Source organism: Streptococcus zalophi (assembly GCF_016481285.1).
In the GTDB taxonomy this organism is placed as follows: Bacteria; Bacillota; Bacilli; order Lactobacillales; family Streptococcaceae; genus Streptococcus; species Streptococcus zalophi.
Map to the genome: position 1 here is coordinate 51,838 of NZ_JAENBP010000005.1, position 16,597 is coordinate 68,434.

General features: G+C 36.9%; 17 protein-coding genes. 13 read left to right on the forward strand and 4 right to left on the reverse strand.

What is annotated here, in order from left to right; all coding sequences use genetic code 11:
* Positions 1-111 precede the first annotated feature (111 nt).
* The 5 genes from JHK64_RS04950 (at position 112) to JHK64_RS04970 (ending at position 4,546) form a co-directional block, all read left to right on the forward strand.
* The gene (locus JHK64_RS04950; RefSeq protein ID WP_199567893.1) at positions 112-1,308 is read left to right on the forward strand and encodes a phosphoglycerate kinase; all 1,197 of its coding nucleotides are present in this window, start codon (positions 112-114) and stop codon (positions 1,306-1,308) included.
* 138 nt (positions 1,309-1,446) lie between these two features.
* The gene (locus JHK64_RS04955) at positions 1,447-1,956 is read left to right on the forward strand and encodes an FUSC family protein (protein ID WP_199567894.1); all 510 of its coding nucleotides are present in this window, start codon (positions 1,447-1,449) and stop codon (positions 1,954-1,956) included.
* A 92-nt stretch (positions 1,957-2,048) separates the two neighbouring features.
* Positions 2,049-2,423, forward strand: a complete 375-nt coding sequence (locus JHK64_RS04960) for a MerR family transcriptional regulator (RefSeq protein WP_199567895.1) — start codon at positions 2,049-2,051, stop codon at positions 2,421-2,423.
* A 16-nt stretch (positions 2,424-2,439) separates the two neighbouring features.
* Positions 2,440-3,783, forward strand: a complete 1,344-nt coding sequence (glnA, locus tag JHK64_RS04965; protein ID WP_199567896.1) for a type I glutamate--ammonia ligase — start codon at positions 2,440-2,442, stop codon at positions 3,781-3,783.
* Positions 3,784-3,925: 142 nt separating this feature from the next.
* Complete coding sequence (locus JHK64_RS04970; protein ID WP_199567897.1) at positions 3,926-4,546, forward strand: CHAP domain-containing protein; 621 nt, start codon at positions 3,926-3,928, stop codon at positions 4,544-4,546.
* 103 nt (positions 4,547-4,649) lie between these two features.
* On the opposite strand, the gene rnjA is transcribed toward JHK64_RS04970, so the two are convergent.
* Positions 4,650-6,329: a ribonuclease J1 gene (gene rnjA, locus JHK64_RS04975; protein WP_199567898.1), complete on the reverse strand. Its 1,680-nt coding sequence runs from the start codon at positions 6,327-6,329 to the stop codon at positions 4,650-4,652.
* 4 nt (positions 6,330-6,333) lie between these two features.
* The gene (locus JHK64_RS04980; protein WP_199567899.1) at positions 6,334-6,564 is read right to left on the reverse strand and encodes a DNA-directed RNA polymerase subunit epsilon; all 231 of its coding nucleotides are present in this window, start codon (positions 6,562-6,564) and stop codon (positions 6,334-6,336) included.
* 186 nt (positions 6,565-6,750) lie between these two features.
* Here JHK64_RS04980 and tsaB point away from each other — a divergent pair, with 186 nt between their 5' ends.
* From tsaB to JHK64_RS05000, 4 genes are read left to right on the forward strand one after another with little or no spacing between them, the layout of a single operon-like run.
* Positions 6,751-7,440, forward strand: a complete 690-nt coding sequence (tsaB, locus tag JHK64_RS04985; RefSeq protein WP_199567900.1) for a tRNA (adenosine(37)-N6)-threonylcarbamoyltransferase complex dimerization subunit type 1 TsaB — start codon at positions 6,751-6,753, stop codon at positions 7,438-7,440.
* 1 nt (position 7,441) lies between these two features.
* Positions 7,442-7,867 (forward strand): ribosomal protein S18-alanine N-acetyltransferase, encoded by a 426-nt coding sequence (gene rimI / locus JHK64_RS04990; RefSeq protein WP_199567901.1) that lies wholly within the window; start codon positions 7,442-7,444, stop codon positions 7,865-7,867.
* The gene (tsaD, locus tag JHK64_RS04995; RefSeq protein WP_199567902.1) at positions 7,857-8,867 is read left to right on the forward strand and encodes a tRNA (adenosine(37)-N6)-threonylcarbamoyltransferase complex transferase subunit TsaD; all 1,011 of its coding nucleotides are present in this window, start codon (positions 7,857-7,859) and stop codon (positions 8,865-8,867) included. Before rimI ends, tsaD begins: the two co-directional genes overlap by 11 nt.
* A gap of 32 nt (positions 8,868-8,899) precedes the next feature.
* On the forward strand, positions 8,900-9,337 hold the full coding sequence (locus JHK64_RS05000; protein ID WP_199567903.1) for a GNAT family N-acetyltransferase: 438 nt from the start codon (positions 8,900-8,902) through the stop codon (positions 9,335-9,337).
* Positions 9,338-9,389: 52 nt separating this feature from the next.
* On the opposite strand, the gene aao is transcribed toward JHK64_RS05000, so the two are convergent.
* On the reverse strand, positions 9,390-10,565 hold the full coding sequence (aao, locus tag JHK64_RS05005) for an aminoacetone oxidase (protein WP_199567904.1): 1,176 nt from the start codon (positions 10,563-10,565) through the stop codon (positions 9,390-9,392).
* 203 nt (positions 10,566-10,768) lie between these two features.
* Between aao and JHK64_RS05010 the strand changes: the two genes are divergently transcribed.
* Both JHK64_RS05010 and JHK64_RS05015 read left to right on the forward strand, forming a co-directional pair.
* Positions 10,769-11,302, forward strand: a complete 534-nt coding sequence (locus tag JHK64_RS05010; protein WP_199567905.1) for a DUF536 domain-containing protein — start codon at positions 10,769-10,771, stop codon at positions 11,300-11,302.
* Positions 11,303-11,343: 41 nt separating this feature from the next.
* Positions 11,344-11,937: a 3'-5' exonuclease gene (locus JHK64_RS05015; protein ID WP_199567906.1), complete on the forward strand. Its 594-nt coding sequence runs from the start codon at positions 11,344-11,346 to the stop codon at positions 11,935-11,937.
* A 30-nt stretch (positions 11,938-11,967) separates the two neighbouring features.
* Here JHK64_RS05015 and JHK64_RS05020 read toward each other — a convergent pair whose 3' ends face one another.
* Positions 11,968-12,267 carry a YbaB/EbfC family nucleoid-associated protein gene (locus JHK64_RS05020; protein ID WP_199567907.1) on the reverse strand — a complete coding sequence of 100 codons (300 nt, stop codon included), beginning with the start codon at positions 12,265-12,267 and terminating at the stop codon, positions 11,968-11,970.
* 212 nt (positions 12,268-12,479) lie between these two features.
* Between JHK64_RS05020 and JHK64_RS05025 the strand changes: the two genes are divergently transcribed.
* The gene (locus JHK64_RS05025) at positions 12,480-14,285 is read left to right on the forward strand and encodes a site-specific DNA-methyltransferase (protein WP_199567908.1); all 1,806 of its coding nucleotides are present in this window, start codon (positions 12,480-12,482) and stop codon (positions 14,283-14,285) included.
* A complete protein-coding gene (locus JHK64_RS05030) occupies positions 14,278-16,494 on the forward strand; it encodes a DEAD/DEAH box helicase (RefSeq protein ID WP_199567909.1) in 2,217 nt (738 codons plus the stop codon). The genes JHK64_RS05025 and JHK64_RS05030 overlap by 8 nt, the downstream gene beginning before the upstream one ends.
* Positions 16,495-16,597: the final 103 nt, after the last annotated feature.

The following is a 16,597-nucleotide window of genomic DNA, read 5'->3' on the forward strand; positions in this document are numbered from 1 at the left end:
CTCTTTTTTGCTGAAAAAAATCAGAAAATCCTTGCTATCTTTACTTTTTATATCGCTTTTAATGAATTTGTGATATAATTATCTTATTAAAAAATAAGGAGTCTTAATGAAATGGCTAAACTAACTGTTAAAGATGTTGATTTAAAAGGTAAAAAAGTTCTCGTTCGTGTTGACTTTAATGTTCCTTTAAAAGACGGTGTTATTACCAATGATAATCGTATTTCTGCTGCACTTCCTACTATCAAATATATTGTTGAAAATGGTGGTCGTGCGATTTTATTCTCTCACTTAGGTCGTGTGAAAGAAGAAGCAGATAAAGAAGGCAAATCACTTGCTCCAGTAGCTCTTGATCTTGGTAAGAAATTAGGAAAAGATGTTGTCTTTCCTGGTGTAACTCGTGGTGAAAAATTAGAAGCAGCTATTGCTGAATTAAAAGACGGTGATGTGCTTCTTGTTGAAAACACTCGTTTTGAAGATGTTGATGGTAAAAAAGAATCAAAAAATGACCCTGAACTTGGTAAATACTGGGCAAGTCTTGGTGATGATATCTTTGTTAATGATGCCTTTGGTACAGCTCACCGTGCCCATGCTTCAAACGTTGGTATTTCTGCTAACGTTGACAAAGCTGTTGCAGGATTCCTATTAGAAAATGAAATTGCCTATATTAAAGAAGCAGTTGAAACACCTGAGCGTCCTTTTGTTGCTATTTTAGGTGGCTCAAAAGTATCTGATAAGATTGGTGTTATCGAAAATCTCCTAGATAAGGCTGACAAGGTCCTTATCGGTGGTGGAATGACTTATACTTTCTACAAAGCTCAAGGTATTGAGATTGGTAATTCATTAGTCGAAGAAGATAAATTAGCTATTGCTAAAGCGCTTCTTGAAAAAGCTAATGGTAAATTAATCTTACCAGTTGACTCAAAAGAAGCCAATGCTTTTGCTGATTATACTGAAGTTCGTGATACTGAAGGGGAAGCAGTTTCAGAAGGTTTCCTTGGACTGGACATTGGACCAAAATCAATTGCTCAATTTGAAGAAGCTTTGACTGGTGCTAAAACAGTTGTCTGGAATGGTCCTATGGGCGTCTTTGAAAACCCTGATTTCCAAGCTGGAACAATTGGTGTTATGGATGCCATCGTGAAACAACCTGGTGTCAAATCAATCATTGGTGGCGGAGATTCTGCAGCGGCAGCTATCAATCTTGGTCGTGCTGACAAGTTCTCATGGATTTCAACTGGTGGTGGTGCTTCAATGGAACTCCTTGAAGGAAAAGAATTACCAGGTCTTTCAGCATTAACTGAAAAATAAGATGTAATCTCTATCAAACAGCAGATTTTGTGTCTGCTGTTTTTCATTTGTTCTTCTTATAGGAAAAGTAATACCTTGACAAACAAATGAGATTATCTTAGAATTTAAGTGCTTGATACCAAAAATAAGGTGGATATAATGAAGTATAGATTTAATCGACAAGAGATGAAAATAGGCATGCGAACGGCAAAGACAGGTTTGTCGGTCTTTACTGTTTTATTACTTTTTCATTTTCTAGGCTGGGAAGGGACTCAGATTGCTGCTTTAACAACTGTGTTTAGTCTCAGAGAAGATTTTGATAAAAGTTTATCATTTGGTTGGTCTCGTATTATCGGAAACAGTATAGGAGGGTTTTTAGCTCTCATTTTCTATTTAGTTGATGGCTTCTTTCACAGTTCTTTTTTGGTCACTTTATTTCTTGTTCCTATCCTAACCATGCTAACCATTGTTTTAAATGTTGCTATTAATAATAAATCAGGTATTATTGGTGCAACAGCAGCACTTTTGATTATCACTTTATCTGTGCCTTCAGGGGATACGATTATCTATGTCTTTGCTAGAGTTTTTGAAACCTTCGTTGGTGTTTTTATTGCTATTATTATTAATAGCGATGTTGACAAGTTACGTCAGTATTTAACTAGAAAATAGAAGTTGGTTATTTATGTTATATTTTATGACATGAATAGTTGACTTTTATTTTTTTTCCTTATATAATGAACAAGAAGAAAGGGGGAATCGGCATGAGAGAAAAAGAATTAAGGCGTTCCTTAGCTGTTTTTCCGATGGGAGCTGTTATGAAGTTAACTGATTTAACAGCACGACAAATTCGCTATTATGAAGATCAGGGTCTAATCAAACCAGAAAGATCAACGGGAAATAGAAGACTCTATTCACTCAATGATATGGATTTGTTGTTAGAAATTAAAGATTTTATCAATGAAGGCATGTTGATTGCTGACATTAAAAAACAATACGAGCATCGTGATGAAAGTCGGTTTATAGAAGATAAATCACTTTCTGATGCAGAAGTTCGACGCATTTTACATGATGAATTTACTAAACAAAGCGGTTTTTCTAACCCTTCAACTGCTATTAATGACCTTAGCCTCTTATAATTAAAAAGGAGATATGATGACAATTACAGAAAAAACCATTCGCCGTGAGATTGAAGAAAAAAATGTGACATTTTTACGTCTCATGTTTACTGATATTTTGGGAACCATGAAAAATGTTGAAATACCAGCAACAAAAGAACAATTAGATAAAGTACTATCTAATAAAGCAATGTTTGATGGATCTTCTATTGAAGGTTTTGTTCGGATTAATGAATCTGATATGTACCTTTATCCTGATCTATCAACATGGACAGTCTTTCCATGGGGAGATGAAAATGGCGCAGTTGGTGGCCTCATTTGTGATGTTTATACTGCTGAAGGTCAACCTTTTGCTGGTGACCCAAGAGGCAATTTAAAACGTAATATTAAGCGAATGGAAGAACTGGGCTTCAAGTCCTTTAACCTTGGTCCAGAACCAGAATTTTTCCTTTTCAAAATGGATGAGAACGGTAAACCTACTTTAGAAGCGAATGACCATGGTGGCTATTTCGATCTTGCTCCTACAGACTTAGCTGACAACACGCGTCGTGAAATTGTACGTGTTCTAACAGAAATGGGATTTGAAGTGGAAGCGAGTCATCATGAGTGTGCTGTTGGTCAGCACGAAATTGATTTTAAATATGCCGATGTTTTGGCAGCTTGTGATAATATTCAGTTATTTAAGCTTGTTGTTAAAACGATTGCCAGAAAGCATGGTATGTATGCTACATTTATGGCTAAACCTAAATTTGGAATAGCGGGTTCTGGTATGCATTGTAACATGTCATTGTTTACTGAAGAAGGAAATGCCTTTTTCGATGAGGACGATAAAAGAGGCATGCAACTGTCAAAAACAGCTTATCATTTCCTTGGCGGTTTAATGACACATGCTTATAGCTATACGGCGATTACAAATCCAACCGTTAATTCTTATAAGCGTTTAGTACCAGGCTATGAAGCTCCTGTTTATATCGCTTGGGCTGGTCGTAATCGTTCTCCTTTAATCCGTGTTCCGGCTTCAAGAGGGGCTAGCACCCGTTTGGAACTACGTTCAGTTGACCCAACAGCAAACCCTTATTTAGCCATGGCTGTTTTATTGGCTTCTGGTTTAGATGGTATTGTTAATAAAATAGAAGCACCAAAACCAATTGAGACTAATATTTATGCTATGACGGCTGAAGAACGTAAGAAAGCAGGTATTATCGATCTTCCTTCAACCCTTCATAATGCTTTAAAAGCCTTGAAAAAATCAACAGTTGTTAGAGAAGCACTTGGAGATCATATCTATACTAATTTTTATGATGCTAAGCGTATTGAATGGGCTAGCTATGCTTCTTACGTATCGCAGTGGGAAATTGATAACTATCTTGAATTATATTAAATTTTATTTAAAAGGCAGTCTTTCTTATTGGACTTGTCTTTTTTTGTTAACGATTTTCTTTATAACTGTTATTTGATTTTAAATAGTTTGACATACTAATAGCTTATGATGAGTATAAAGTCAAGTTTATAAGGAGAAAGAAATGAGAAAAGTCAGACAAACATCAAAATTATGGTTACAACAATTAATGCTGTTTGGTGCAGTGTCAGCAACGACTCTTTTAACCAGTCAAGTAGCTATGGCAGATGAGCATGTCATTCAAAGTGGTGATTCTTTCTATAGTATTGCACAGCAATATGGTATGGATATGTATGAATTGGCAGCGATGAATAATCTTGATGTTTCAAGTCTCATTCTCCCTGGCCAAGTATTGACAGTAGCAAATCCAACACCTGCAGTTGTGGCAGTTGATGAAGACAATGAAGAATATACTGGTAGTTATCCGATTGGTCAATGTACTTGGGGTGTTCAACAATTAGCACCTTGGGTTGGTGAATGGTGGGGAAATGGTGGTGACTGGGCTGGTACAGCTTCTTGGTTAGGTTACCAGATTGGTACAACACCAATGGTTGGCTCTATCATTTGCTGGACAGATGGTGGCTATGGTCATGTGGCCTATGTTATTGATGTTCAAAGTGAAACAAGCATTCAAGTATTAGAGGCAAACTTTAATGGTCAACAATGGATTGACAATTATAGAGGCTGGTTTAATCCTTATGATGGGGTTACACCAGGTGAAGTGACTTATATCTATCCTTATTAAATGGTACCGTAAAAACGCTCATTCAAAAGATGAGCGTTTTTATGATGCTTTGCTAGAAAGAAAGATTTATAATAAGCTCTAGACATTTGTCTAGAGCTTATTATTATTTATCAGGTGTTAGAATCATCGGAATGATGATTGGTTCACGTTCAGTTTTTTCGTATAAGAACGGACGAAGAGCATTAACAATCGAACCATTTAAGGATTGAATACTGGCATCTTTATTTTTTAAAGCAATGCGAATGGTATTAAACAGTAAGCGTTGTGCTTCACGAATTAAGTCACCAGATTCTCTCATATAGATAAAGCCACGACTCAAAATATCTGGTCCAGCTAAAATCATTTGAGAATCAAAATCAACAGTGGCAACAGCTAATACGACACCATCTTCTGATAGATCACGACGGTCTTTTAAGACGGCAGCACCGATATCACCAATCCCCTTACCATCAACGTAGATGTCTTGGGCATTGAATTTTCCAGCCATTCTAGCTGAATCTCTTGTAACCGCTAAGACATCACCATTTTCCATGATAAAGATGTTTTCTTTTGGAATACCAGTATCATTAGCTAGTCCTGCATGCACTTTTTGCATACGGTATTCACCATGGACAGGCATAAAGAATTTTGGTTTGATAAGGCTAAGCATGAGTTTTTGCTCTTGTTGGCCACCATGTCCAGAGGTATGAACGGTATTGACTTTACTGTGGATAACTTCTACACCAGCTTCTTGGATGGTATTAATCAGTTTATTAACACTGGTTGTATTACCAGGGATTGGACTAGATGAGAAGATAACAGTATCGCCGTGTTGAAGGGAAACTTGTCTATGGGTACCATTTGCGATACGAGATAGAGCAGCCATTGATTCTCCTTGACTTCCCGTACAAAGAATCATGATGTCACTAGCATTGTAGTTTTTAATGTCTTTTGGTTCAATAAAGGTTCCTTTTGGCACCTTAATGTAGCCGAGTTCTGTCCCATTGACCATGGCTTTTTCCATTGATCGACCAAAGACCACAATTTTTCGTCCTGTTTTAACCGCTGCTTGAGCTGCTTGTTGCAATCGGAAAATGTTTGAGGCAAAAGAGGCAAAGATGATCCGTCCATGAATGCCTTCGATGATTTTTGTGATGGATTGTCCAACAACTTTTTCAGAATTGGTAAAGGTTGGTATCTCAGCGTTGGTTGAATCTGACAAGAGAAGTAAAACACCTTCTTCTCCTAAAGCAGCCATTTTGTGAAGATCAGCAGGCTTACCAACTGGTGTAAAGTCAAACTTGAAGTCTCCGGTGGCTACAATTTTTCCTTCAGGTGTATGGATAACAATACCAAGAGGTTCTGGGATTGAATGGGTGGTATCAAAAAAGGTCACACTTAAATTTTTGAAGGTTAATTTAGTCTTACCATTGATTTCAAATAACTTGGCATCACGAAGAAGACCATGTTCTTCTAATTTACCACGAATAAGAGCTAAGGCAAGAGGAGATGCATAAATAGGGATATTGACTTGTTTAAACAAGAAAGGAATTCCACCAATATGGTCCTCGTGACCATGCGTAATGACGAGAGCTTTGACACGGTCAATGTTTTCAACGATATAAGAGTAGTCTGGAATCACATAGTCGATACCTAGAAGGTCATCTTCTGGGAATTTAATCCCGGCATCAACAATGATAATCTCGTCTTGGTATTCAATACCGTAGGTGTTTTTCCCGATTTCTCCTAGTCCACCAATGGCATAAACCCCGACTTCATTAGGTTTTAAATTGATTTTTGACATATTATTATAACTCCGTTAATTCAAAAGCACCAGTCTCTTTTTCATAAGCAAGATGCTTTTCTGAGAGGGCTTCGATATATTCTACATTAAAATTAGTTTTTTCTTCTACAAGCTGACGTGCGATAATGCGTCCTTTTAATTCATTGTCAGCTGTGATGTCTAAGTAAATTGATTTGGTTTGTTCACGACGAGGACTATTGTCTTTGCTGTCTTGATAAAAAACTTTATAAATCATGTGTTGTGTTTCCTTTCCTAAGTAACGATGGCTTTTTAAACTACAAAAAAACGCGTCAAATTGTTGGCAAATTTGACAAAAAAACTATTCCATTTCTATTGTGTAGTATATTTTATCCTGATTCGTTGCATTTGAAGTCATTATATCATACAATATTAGGTATAATCAAGTAAGGGAATTCAAATAATGAAAGTTTTAGCATTTGATACATCAAACAAAGCCATGTCAATCGCTTTATTAGAAGATGACGTTTTATTGGCTGACATCACTTTAAATATCAAGAAAAATCATAGTATTAGTCTGATGCCATCAATTGATTTTTTGATGTCTCAGGTAGGTTTAACACCTAAGGATTTAGACAGAATTGTTGTGGCTAAGGGCCCTGGTTCCTACACCGGTCTTAGAGTTGCTGTTGCAACGGCCAAAACACTAGCCTATACGTTAAAAATCGATGTCGTTGGCGTCTCTAGTTTAGCTGCTATTGCGTTAAATGCTAAAACAACTGGTCTTGTAGTACCAATTATTGATGCTAGACGACAAAATGTTTATGCTGGTTTCTACCGTCATGGTCAGTCTGTTAAACCAGATCAGCACATGAGTTTTAGTGATGTTTTGGCTAGTCTAGGGACGGAAAATGAGATCAGCATTGTAGGTGAGGTTGGTGCTTTTTATAACACCATTCAAGAAAACTTACCAAAAGCTAAGATTTTAGAGGTTTTGCCAAGTGCTTATGAGATTGGTAAGTTAGGTTTGACGTTACCTCCGGAAAATGTCGATCTGTTTGTTCCTGAGTATTTAAAACGTGTTGAAGCTGAAGAAAATTGGTTGAAAACGCATGAACCAGCCAATGAAGATGATTTTATCAAGCGAGTTTAAGATGTTATCAACAATGGAAAAAGTAGATGTGATTCACGCCATTTTAGAGGATGTTTATACTAAATCACCATGGAGTAAACGACAGATTCAAGCAGACCTTGAAAAAGAAAACACCGACTATTTTTTCGTCTATCATGAAAAAGAAGCAGTGGGTTTTTTAGCAATTGAATACCTCTATGGTGAATTAGAAATCACAAATATCGCCGTCAAAAGTGCCTTTCAAAATAAAGGTTTTGGGGCGACATTATTACAACAGTTGCTCAATAAACCAGAAGCCGTTTTTTTAGAAGTAAGAGCCTCTAATCATAAAGGACAAGCTTTTTACCAAAAAAATGGGTTTCAGGTCGTGGGCGAGAGAAAAAACTATTATCACGATCCGATTGAGGATGCTGTGATTATGAAGCGAGAAGAAAATAATGAAAGATAGATATATTTTAGCAATTGAGTCCTCTTGTGATGAGACAAGTGTGGCCGTATTAAGGAATGAAGCAGAACTTTTATCAAACGTTATCGCTAGTCAAGTAGAGAGCCATAAACGCTTTGGTGGCGTCGTTCCTGAAGTGGCAAGCCGTCATCATGTCGAAGTCATCACGGTTTGTATTGATGAAGCTCTTAAAGAAGCAGGTGTTGAGACAAGTGACCTAGATGCTGTTGCGGTTACTTATGGTCCAGGGCTTGTTGGTGCTCTTTTAGTGGGAATGGCAGCTGCCAAGGCCTTTGCTTGGGCTAACAACCTTCCTTTGATTCCAGTTAATCATATGGCGGGGCATTTGATGGCAGCTAGAGATGAAGGGGAGTTGACTTATCCTTTACTAGCTTTACTAGTCTCTGGTGGTCATACTGAGTTGGTTTATGTTCCAAAACCAGGAGAATACCACATCGTTGGTGAAACACGTGATGATGCTGTCGGTGAAGCTTATGACAAGGTAGGGCGCGTGATGGGTCTTTCCTATCCAGCTGGCCGTGAAATTGATGAATTGGCCCATAAAGGTCAAGACAGATATGATTTTCCTCGTGCCATGATTAAAGAAGATCATTTGGAATTCTCTTTTTCAGGTTTGAAATCAGCTTTTATCAACCTTCACCATAATGCTGAGCAAAAAGGTGAAAAGTTGGTTTTAGAAGATTTGTGTGCCTCTTTTCAGGCTGCCGTTTTAGATGTTTTACTCGCTAAAACCAAAAAAGCATTAGAACAATACCCAGTCAAAACACTAGTTGTTGCTGGTGGTGTTGCTGCTAATAAGGGGCTAAGAGAACGTCTAGCTAAAGAAATCACAGAAGTACCTGTTGTCATTCCAAAACTACGCCTTTGTGGTGACAATGCTGGGATGATTGCTTTTGCAGCATCGGTTGAATATGAACAAGGTCATTTTGCAGAGCTTGACTTAAATGCTAAACCAAGCCTTGCTTTTAATACCTTATCCTAATCCTTTAAAAAATGAGTTGTGAGGTAAATGGAATGATTAGAATAGCACAAACGTCAGATGCACAAGAACTCAGAGATATCTGTGACATTAGTCTAGGATATAGTGTTTCAACGGAGTTGGTACAAGAACAAATCACTCGCTTAACCAAAGATCCTAATCAGTATTTGGTGGTTTTTGAAGAAGAGACAACTCAAACAGTAGTTGGTTTTCTTCATGCGAGTCGCTATGAAAGTATTTATAGTGAAGCAGGTTTTAATATTATGGGGCTTGCTGTTCATCCTGACTATCAACATCAGGGAATAGGAAAGAAACTCTTACTTTCTTTGGAGGATGAAGCAAAGAAAAAACATTACCCCTATATTCGCTTTAATTCAGCTGAGCACAGAAGAGCTGCTCATGTCTTTTATGAGAGATGTGGCTATGTGTCTGATAAGACGCAAAAACGTTTTTTAAAACAATTTGAAGATTAAAAAGGACGGGTAGTCATACCTGTCCTTTCTTGTTTATTTTTAGCTTATTTCTTTAATCGTAGTGCGGCATGCCTGCCACCCAACCGGTACAAAGAGCAGAAGTGATGTTAAAACCACCTGTGTGGGCATTGATGTCTAACACTTCACCGGCAAAATGAAGGCCTGTCACTTTTTTACTCTCCAAGGTTTTCGGATTGATTTCTTTTAAGTCAACACCACCTTTTGTCACAAAGGATTTGGGCAGAGACATTTTCCCAGTAACCAAGATAGGGTAGTTTTTGAGGGTTTCTAATAGTTTTTCTTCTTCCCTTGGATTTAGCTGTTTGACTTTTTCCGGGTAGTTTGATACTAAAAAGTCTGCTAAACGTTCTGGGAAAAACTGTTTTAAGGCATTCTTCAAAGACTTTTCACGGTTTTCTTTCAAGTAGCTACTGAGGCTATCTTTTGTTTCCTGTGGGAGAAAGTCGATAAAAATTGTTTCCCCACCACGAACAAAACTGGAAATTCTCAGTGCTGCCGGACCAGATAAGCCAAAATGGGTAAAGAGCAAATCGTGAGTGATGATGTGTTTTTGATACGTTATCGTAATATCATCGAGAGAGATACCTTGAAGGGTTTTATGTGGGAAATCAGTCAAAAGTGGACTTTCTGCAGCTTCAAGGTCTGTGACGGCAAGTTTAAAATGCCTAGCAATCTCGTAGCCAAAGCCAGTTGAACCAGTTGAGGGATAAGTTTTACCACCTGTCGTCACCACGAGTTTATCACAAGTAAACTCTTCATCATGTGATTTAACGTGAAAGCGCTGATCGCTTTTTTTAACAGAAACCACTTCAAAACCTGTTTTAATCTGCCCACCAAGTTCGGTAATCTTATTTTCAAGACAGGAGATGATGGTTTTAGATTTATCAGTTGTCGGAAAAACACGACCATGGTCTTCAACTTTTAAGGCGACACCATTATCTGTGAAAAATTGGATAATATCATGGTTGTCAAATTGGGAAAATACACTATAAAGAAAACGACCATTACCTGGGATACCTTCTAGCAAGTCTTCTAGTGTGCCATTGTTGGTGACATTACACCTACCGCCACCAGTACCAGCTAGTTTTTTACCCAATCGTCGATTTTTTTCTAAGAGGAGTGTTGTTTGTCCATAAAAGCTTGAGGAAATAGCAGCCATCATTCCTGCAGGCCCACCGCCAATAATGATTGTATTATAATGTTTCATACTGCCATTATAACATAGCTTGGTTAAAAGTCTGAATAGTGAAAAAATATTTTTTCATGAGAGAAAATATTCTATTTAAAAAAGCTTGAAATGCCTTGTTTTTAAGGAAAAAATCAAGTCTTTTAAGTCCTGTCCAAAATTGACATTATCCTAAGGTTATGATACTATTTTTATAAGTATTATGTCAGGATAAAGAGGGAATTATGGCAATTGAGAAGACAGTCAGCGAACTAGCTGAAATTTTAGGAGTCAGCCGTCAGGCAGTCAATAACCGTGTCAAGACACTTTCTGAGGAAGATGTCGATAAAAATGACAAAGGGGTTACTGTCGTCACTCGCAGTGGTCTGATTAAACTAGAAGAAATTTATAAGAAAACTATTTTTGAAGATGAGCCGATTAGTGAGGAAGAAAAACAACGTGAACTCCTTGAGATTTTAGTAGACGAAAAAAATACGGAAATCACTCGTCTTTATGAACAGATTAAAGCCAAGGATATTCAAATTGCTGAAAAAGATAAACAATTGAGTGTTAAGGATGTCCAAATTGCTGAAAAAGATAAACAACTCGATCAACAACAACAATTGACCCTGACTGCCATGAAAGAAAAAGAGACTCTTCTATTAGAGTTGGAAGAGGCTAAAAATGAGGTAGAAGAAACAAAACATAAAGTTGAGCGTACGCAGGCACAACAAGACGCTAGAAAAAAAGGGTTTTTTGCCCGTTTATTTGGAAAATAAAGTCTCTGATGGGAGGCTTTTTCTTTAGATGAGGTTATGTTATGGAACACTTAGACACCTATATTGCTTTTGACTTGGAGTTTAATACGGTTGATCATGTTAGCCATATTATCCAAGTGTCAGCGGTGAAATATCATAAGCACCAAGAGATTGCGACGTTTGATACCTATGTCTATACGGACGTCCCTTTACAAAGTTTTATCAATGGTTTGACGGGGATTACTGCTGACAAGATTAAAAAAGCACCCGTTATTGAAACGGTAATGGCTGATTTTAAAGCCTTTGTTGCTTCAACGCCTTTGATTGGCTACAATGCTAAAAAAAGTGATTTACCGCTTTTGTTGGCACATGAGTTGGATTTCAGAGAAAACTACATGGTTGACGTTTATGAGGAAGCTAAAAAAAGACGCAGTAAAGACTTAAATGGGATTAGTAATCTCCAGCTCCACACCGTTGCCAAGTTTTTAGAGATTAGTGGGAAAAGCCATAATAGCCTTGAAGATGCACGCATGACAGCCCTTGTCTATGAAAAGTTTTGCGAGTTTGATGACAATATCGCACTTTTAGACAAGCAAGAAGAAGTGACCCATAATCCTTTTGCAAACCTCAACTTATCTGATATCCTATCCGAATAAAAAAGCCGAACTCAGTTCGGCTTTTTCGTTTTAGAAGGGTAGTTTACCAGCAAAGGCACCCATGGTTTTTTGTGTTTCGTCCTCGATTTGTTTCAAGGCATCATTGACCGCTTGGATGGTCATGTCTTGAAGCGTTTCAACATCCTCTGGATCAACCACATCACTCTTGAAATCGATTGACACCAGTTGTTTATCACCAGTAAAGGTTGCAACCACTAGGTCTTGTGCTGATTTACCGGTAAAAGTAGCAGCAGCTAGCTCAGCTTGTTTCTTTTCCATTTGCTTTTGTAATTTTTGTGCCTGTCTCATCACATTTTGCATATTCATCATGATGTTTAGTGTCTCCTTTGTTTATCCTTAAAATCATATTTAGACTGTTCTTTACGAACGGTCTTTTTAGCTAATGCCTATTATACCATGTTTGAGAGAGAAGACAAAATGGATACTATTCATAAATTATTATTAAAATGCTGTTTGGCGTGATATAATATAATAAATAATTAAAATAACACTTATAGAACAGAATAATGGGGGATTTGGGTTTGACTGAACAATTTGTAGAACGACCACATAAGAACGAGAAAGAAAATGCTATCCAGTATGTTCAGCTGTTGTTGCAACAAGCTAGAGAAGAGAATCGTAATGAAGATATTGAAAAGCTAGAAGAATTAGTACGTCTACTTCATACTAAAAAATATGGATTGGTGTGGGAAGAACATGCGGAACTGGTTGAAGAAAAGATGAAAACGCAAATACCGGTCTTTGTGGAAGATGAAGGTAAAAAGATTGTTGGGAATCCTGAATCCGAGGATTATAATTTTTTACTCGAAGGCGATAATCTCCACAGCTTACACTTGCTTGAAAAAACGCATGCGGGGAAGATTGATGTTATCTATATTGATCCGCCATATAATACAGGGAATAAAGATTTTATCTATAATGACAGTTATATTGTTAAAGAGGATAGCTATAGACATTCTAAATGGATCTCCTTTATGGAGAAACGTTTAAAAATTGCTAGAAAGCTTTTATCAGTTGCAGGAGTCTTATTCATTTCTATTGATGATAATGAGCAGTCACAATTAAAATTATTGTGCGATGAAATTTTTGGAGAATCAAATTATTTAAATCAAATCTCTATTAATTCTAAAGTTAGTGCAGGTGCCAGTGGAGGAGGGGAAGATAAGAAACTTAAAAAGAATATTGAATATTTACTAGTATATTGTAAAAATTCATCTATCCTCCCACCTCTTAAACCAATTTATAAAGAGACAGAGTTGATGACATATGTTCAAAAGATGAAATCTGAAGGAAAAAGTTTTAAATATACCAATGTTCTTTATGAATTTGATGATTTAATACCATATAAAATAATAAAAGATGGTACAGGAAATGACATTATAATAAAAAAAGTAAATAACTATTCAATTTTGACAGTAAAAGCGATTGCTAAACTGGAAGAAATTTCTGAAGAGGAAGTGTATTTTAAATATTATGATAAAATAATGACTACTACCAATGCCCAAACTTCGATTCGGACAAGAGTTTGGGAAGCAACTGATAATGAAGATAATATGTATATGGCAACATATGTACCAAAAAGTGGAAAAAATAAGGGAAAAACAACTGATTTAATTTTTAAGGGAAAACAGAAGGTATTAGTAATCTGGTTAAAAGATACTAGTCAAAAATTAAATAATAAAATAGTAAAAAAAGAGCGTATTGGTACATTTTGGGATGGCTTTAGTTGGATTAACGTAAGTAAAGAAGGAAAGATAAAATTCGAAAATGGGAAAAAACCAATTAATCTTATAATGCAAATGTTGGAGCTAACTGAGACTAAGAATTCAACAATTTTAGATTTCTTCGCCGGATCGGGAACAACCGGTCATGCGGTTGCTCAACTGAATAAAGAAGATGGTGGTAATCGCAAATATATTCTTTGTACTAATAATGAGAATAAGATTGCAGAAGAAGTGACTTATAAAAGATTAAGTAATATTCAAGAAGAGTTACCGCACAACCTCAAATATTTTAAAACAGATTTTGTTGACAAGACGAAATTTCCTGACATCTCTCTTGAATTTGAACTGTTAAATTATATTACAACTCTTGTTGAATTGGAGTTTGGTATCGATATTTCTAATCCATCAGTTGAGATTATTTTGACCGAGGAACATTTAGAGAGATTGCTTGAAGAGGAGCAATTAAAACAAGGAGCCACTCTATTTATCCATCCAGATGTTTTCATCGATACGAAAGAACAAGAGGCAATCTCTCGCCTCAATATCACCCTGCAGGAAATCCCTGACTACTTCTTTGGAAAGGAACTATGGTCCAATGATTAATCTGAAAGATTTTCAAAATAATGTTACTGACAAATTACTTCGTTTCACTTCTCCCGACTATCCTGTGGATGAACTGATTATCAAATCACCAACGGGTTCTGGGAAAACGATAACTCTATTGTCGTGGATTGACAACTATATCGCTTCAACTCATGATAATGTGGCTTTTGTCTGGTTTACTCCTGGTGCAGGGGAATTGGAAGAACAAAGTCAGGATAAGGCAAGTGGTTTTGCAAGCATCAAATCTCAATCGGTAGATGATGCCCTCTTGCACGGTTTTGATAAGGGAACGGTTACCTTTATCAACTATGAACGTGTTATTGGAAAAAAATCAAAAGCAATGTTGACAGATAGTGAGCGTGACAATCTAGTAGACAAGATTGAAAAAGCTTTCCAGCAAGATCGTCATTTTGTTCTCGTGATTGATGAGGCGCATCGTAATGATACTAAAAAGGCGCGTGATATTATTTCACAGTTTAAGGCTTCAAAAACAGTTCGTGTTTCAGCAACGATTGATGATCCAAACATACCCGATAAAGTAGAATTTTACGAAGTGGGTGAAGACGCTGTTATCAAATCAGGCTTAATCACCAAAGCAGTTGTTGTGAATGAAGACATTGATGTCACTCTTGATGTTGAAGATGAGAGTGCAATTCTTTTTGAAGCGGCTGAGAAAAAACGACAAGCAATTGTGAAGGCTTATGCTGAAAATGGTGTAATAGGTGTTAACCCCCTTGTTATCGTACAATTGCCGGATAAATCGGATGATGAACCAGATCTATTGGCACGTGTCGAAAGATATCTCCAAGAGACGCTACATAAAAATTATGAGGATGAAACACTTGGTATTTGGTTATCCGATAAAAAAAGAAATCATTTAGACGTTCAAAAACTAGATAGTCCTGTACAGTATCTCATCATCAAGCAGGCCATTGCAACAGGTTGGGATGCTCCTCGTGCAAAAGTTCTTATCAAGGTTCGTGAAAATATGAACGAAACCTTCACCATTCAAACGATTGGACGGATAAGAAGAATGCCACAACCCAATCGAGGACATTATGGTGTAGATGTCCTTGATAATGCTTATCTCTATACTTTTGATAGTGATTTTCTAAGTGGAGCCTATACGCAAGGGGGAGGAATCGCACCTACACCTATCTTGAAATTGAAAGATAGGGCAAAGAGTTTCCGCCTTGATAGTGAAAGAATTGCTAATACGGAAGAAGAAAAGAGTGAAAAAGCGATTTTAAATAATCTCTATGGAGGCTTAAAATCATCATGGCATCTTACTGATAACCCTTTGGAAAATAGAAAGATTATCGAAAATCAAGGCATTAAAATCGGTAGAACCATCAAAACAACCTATAAACAAGGGCGATTTGATACACTAGAACACTCGGATAGACTAGAAGATCTTGAACGATTTGTCGAAGTTGATTATCGTGGCAATCGTCTTGAGCTTCTTCATGCTTTTCATGAATTAGATCGCGTTATCCATTTACCAGTTTCCAAGGTAGAAGCTATCCTTAAACGTTTCTTCTTGAAAGATGGTAGAGAGAAAAAAGAAAGCTTGCTACAACTGGATGCTCAAGAGTGGACGGCTTTTATTTTGAACTATTGGCGAACACTGAGAGAAGAATTTAGAAAAGTTGATGTTAAGAAAGCAGTCACTCTTGACCTACAACAACTGAGAGTGAACGATTTCACTATTCCTTTAGAAGAACGTTACACCTATAATCCTAGTATCATATCCGAACCGGTTGAGACAAGTGCTTATGAGGGTTATACAACAGCTTCTATTGCTGTTAGACCTAGTCTTGTGGAACGTCTGTTTGAACGTTATCTTGAAGACCACTCAGATACCGTTGATTTTGTCTATAAGAATGGAGATAGGGGAACACAGTATTTTTCACTCGCTTTTGGAACCAATGGTGGACGAAGTCATTTCTATCCCGACTTTATCATCAAGATGAAAAATGGAGATGTCTATATCGTGGAAACAAAAGGTGGTGTCACTAACTACGGTGTTGATAAGAATATCGACCCCTACGCACCTGTAAAATATGCAGCACTCAAAGATTATGCTAATCGCCATAAAGTCAAGTGGGCATTTGTCCGTGATTACGATGAAAAACTATGGTATCTCAATGAAGATGAATGGATTGATGACATGACCATGTGGCATGACATTGATGAGTTGTTTAGATGATGGATTTTTTGATGGTTCTTAATAATAATATTGTAGAAATAAAGTTTATTAAAGTTGGTGTTTAGTGAGTAGTAAGAAGAATATATTTATCTGAGTACAATAT

Bases quoted from the DNA above. Each gene is read 5' to 3' on its own strand.
- JHK64_RS04950 (WP_199567893.1), top strand. From the start codon at position 112: ATGGCTAAACTAACTGTTAAAGATGTTGATTTAAAAGGTAAAAAAGTT.
- JHK64_RS04955 (WP_199567894.1), top strand. From the start codon at position 1,447: ATGAAGTATAGATTTAATCGACAAGAGATGAAAATAGGCATGCGAACG.
- JHK64_RS04960 (WP_199567895.1), top strand. From the start codon at position 2,049: ATGAGAGAAAAAGAATTAAGGCGTTCCTTAGCTGTTTTTCCGATGGGA.
- glnA (WP_199567896.1), top strand. From the start codon at position 2,440: ATGACAATTACAGAAAAAACCATTCGCCGTGAGATTGAAGAAAAAAAT.
- JHK64_RS04970 (WP_199567897.1), top strand. From the start codon at position 3,926: ATGAGAAAAGTCAGACAAACATCAAAATTATGGTTACAACAATTAATG.
- rnjA (WP_199567898.1), bottom strand. From the start codon at position 6,329: ATGTCAAAAATCAATTTAAAACCTAATGAAGTCGGGGTTTATGCCATT.
- JHK64_RS04980 (WP_199567899.1), bottom strand. From the start codon at position 6,564: ATGATTTATAAAGTTTTTTATCAAGACAGCAAAGACAATAGTCCTCGT.
- tsaB (WP_199567900.1), top strand. From the start codon at position 6,751: ATGAAAGTTTTAGCATTTGATACATCAAACAAAGCCATGTCAATCGCT.
- rimI (WP_199567901.1), top strand. From the start codon at position 7,442: ATGTTATCAACAATGGAAAAAGTAGATGTGATTCACGCCATTTTAGAG.
- tsaD (WP_199567902.1), top strand. From the start codon at position 7,857: ATGAAAGATAGATATATTTTAGCAATTGAGTCCTCTTGTGATGAGACA.
- JHK64_RS05000 (WP_199567903.1), top strand. From the start codon at position 8,900: ATGATTAGAATAGCACAAACGTCAGATGCACAAGAACTCAGAGATATC.
- aao (WP_199567904.1), bottom strand. From the start codon at position 10,565: ATGAAACATTATAATACAATCATTATTGGCGGTGGGCCTGCAGGAATG.
- JHK64_RS05010 (WP_199567905.1), top strand. From the start codon at position 10,769: ATGGCAATTGAGAAGACAGTCAGCGAACTAGCTGAAATTTTAGGAGTC.
- JHK64_RS05015 (WP_199567906.1), top strand. From the start codon at position 11,344: ATGGAACACTTAGACACCTATATTGCTTTTGACTTGGAGTTTAATACG.
- JHK64_RS05020 (WP_199567907.1), bottom strand. From the start codon at position 12,267: ATGATGAATATGCAAAATGTGATGAGACAGGCACAAAAATTACAAAAG.
- JHK64_RS05030 (WP_199567909.1), top strand. From the start codon at position 14,278: ATGATTAATCTGAAAGATTTTCAAAATAATGTTACTGACAAATTACTT.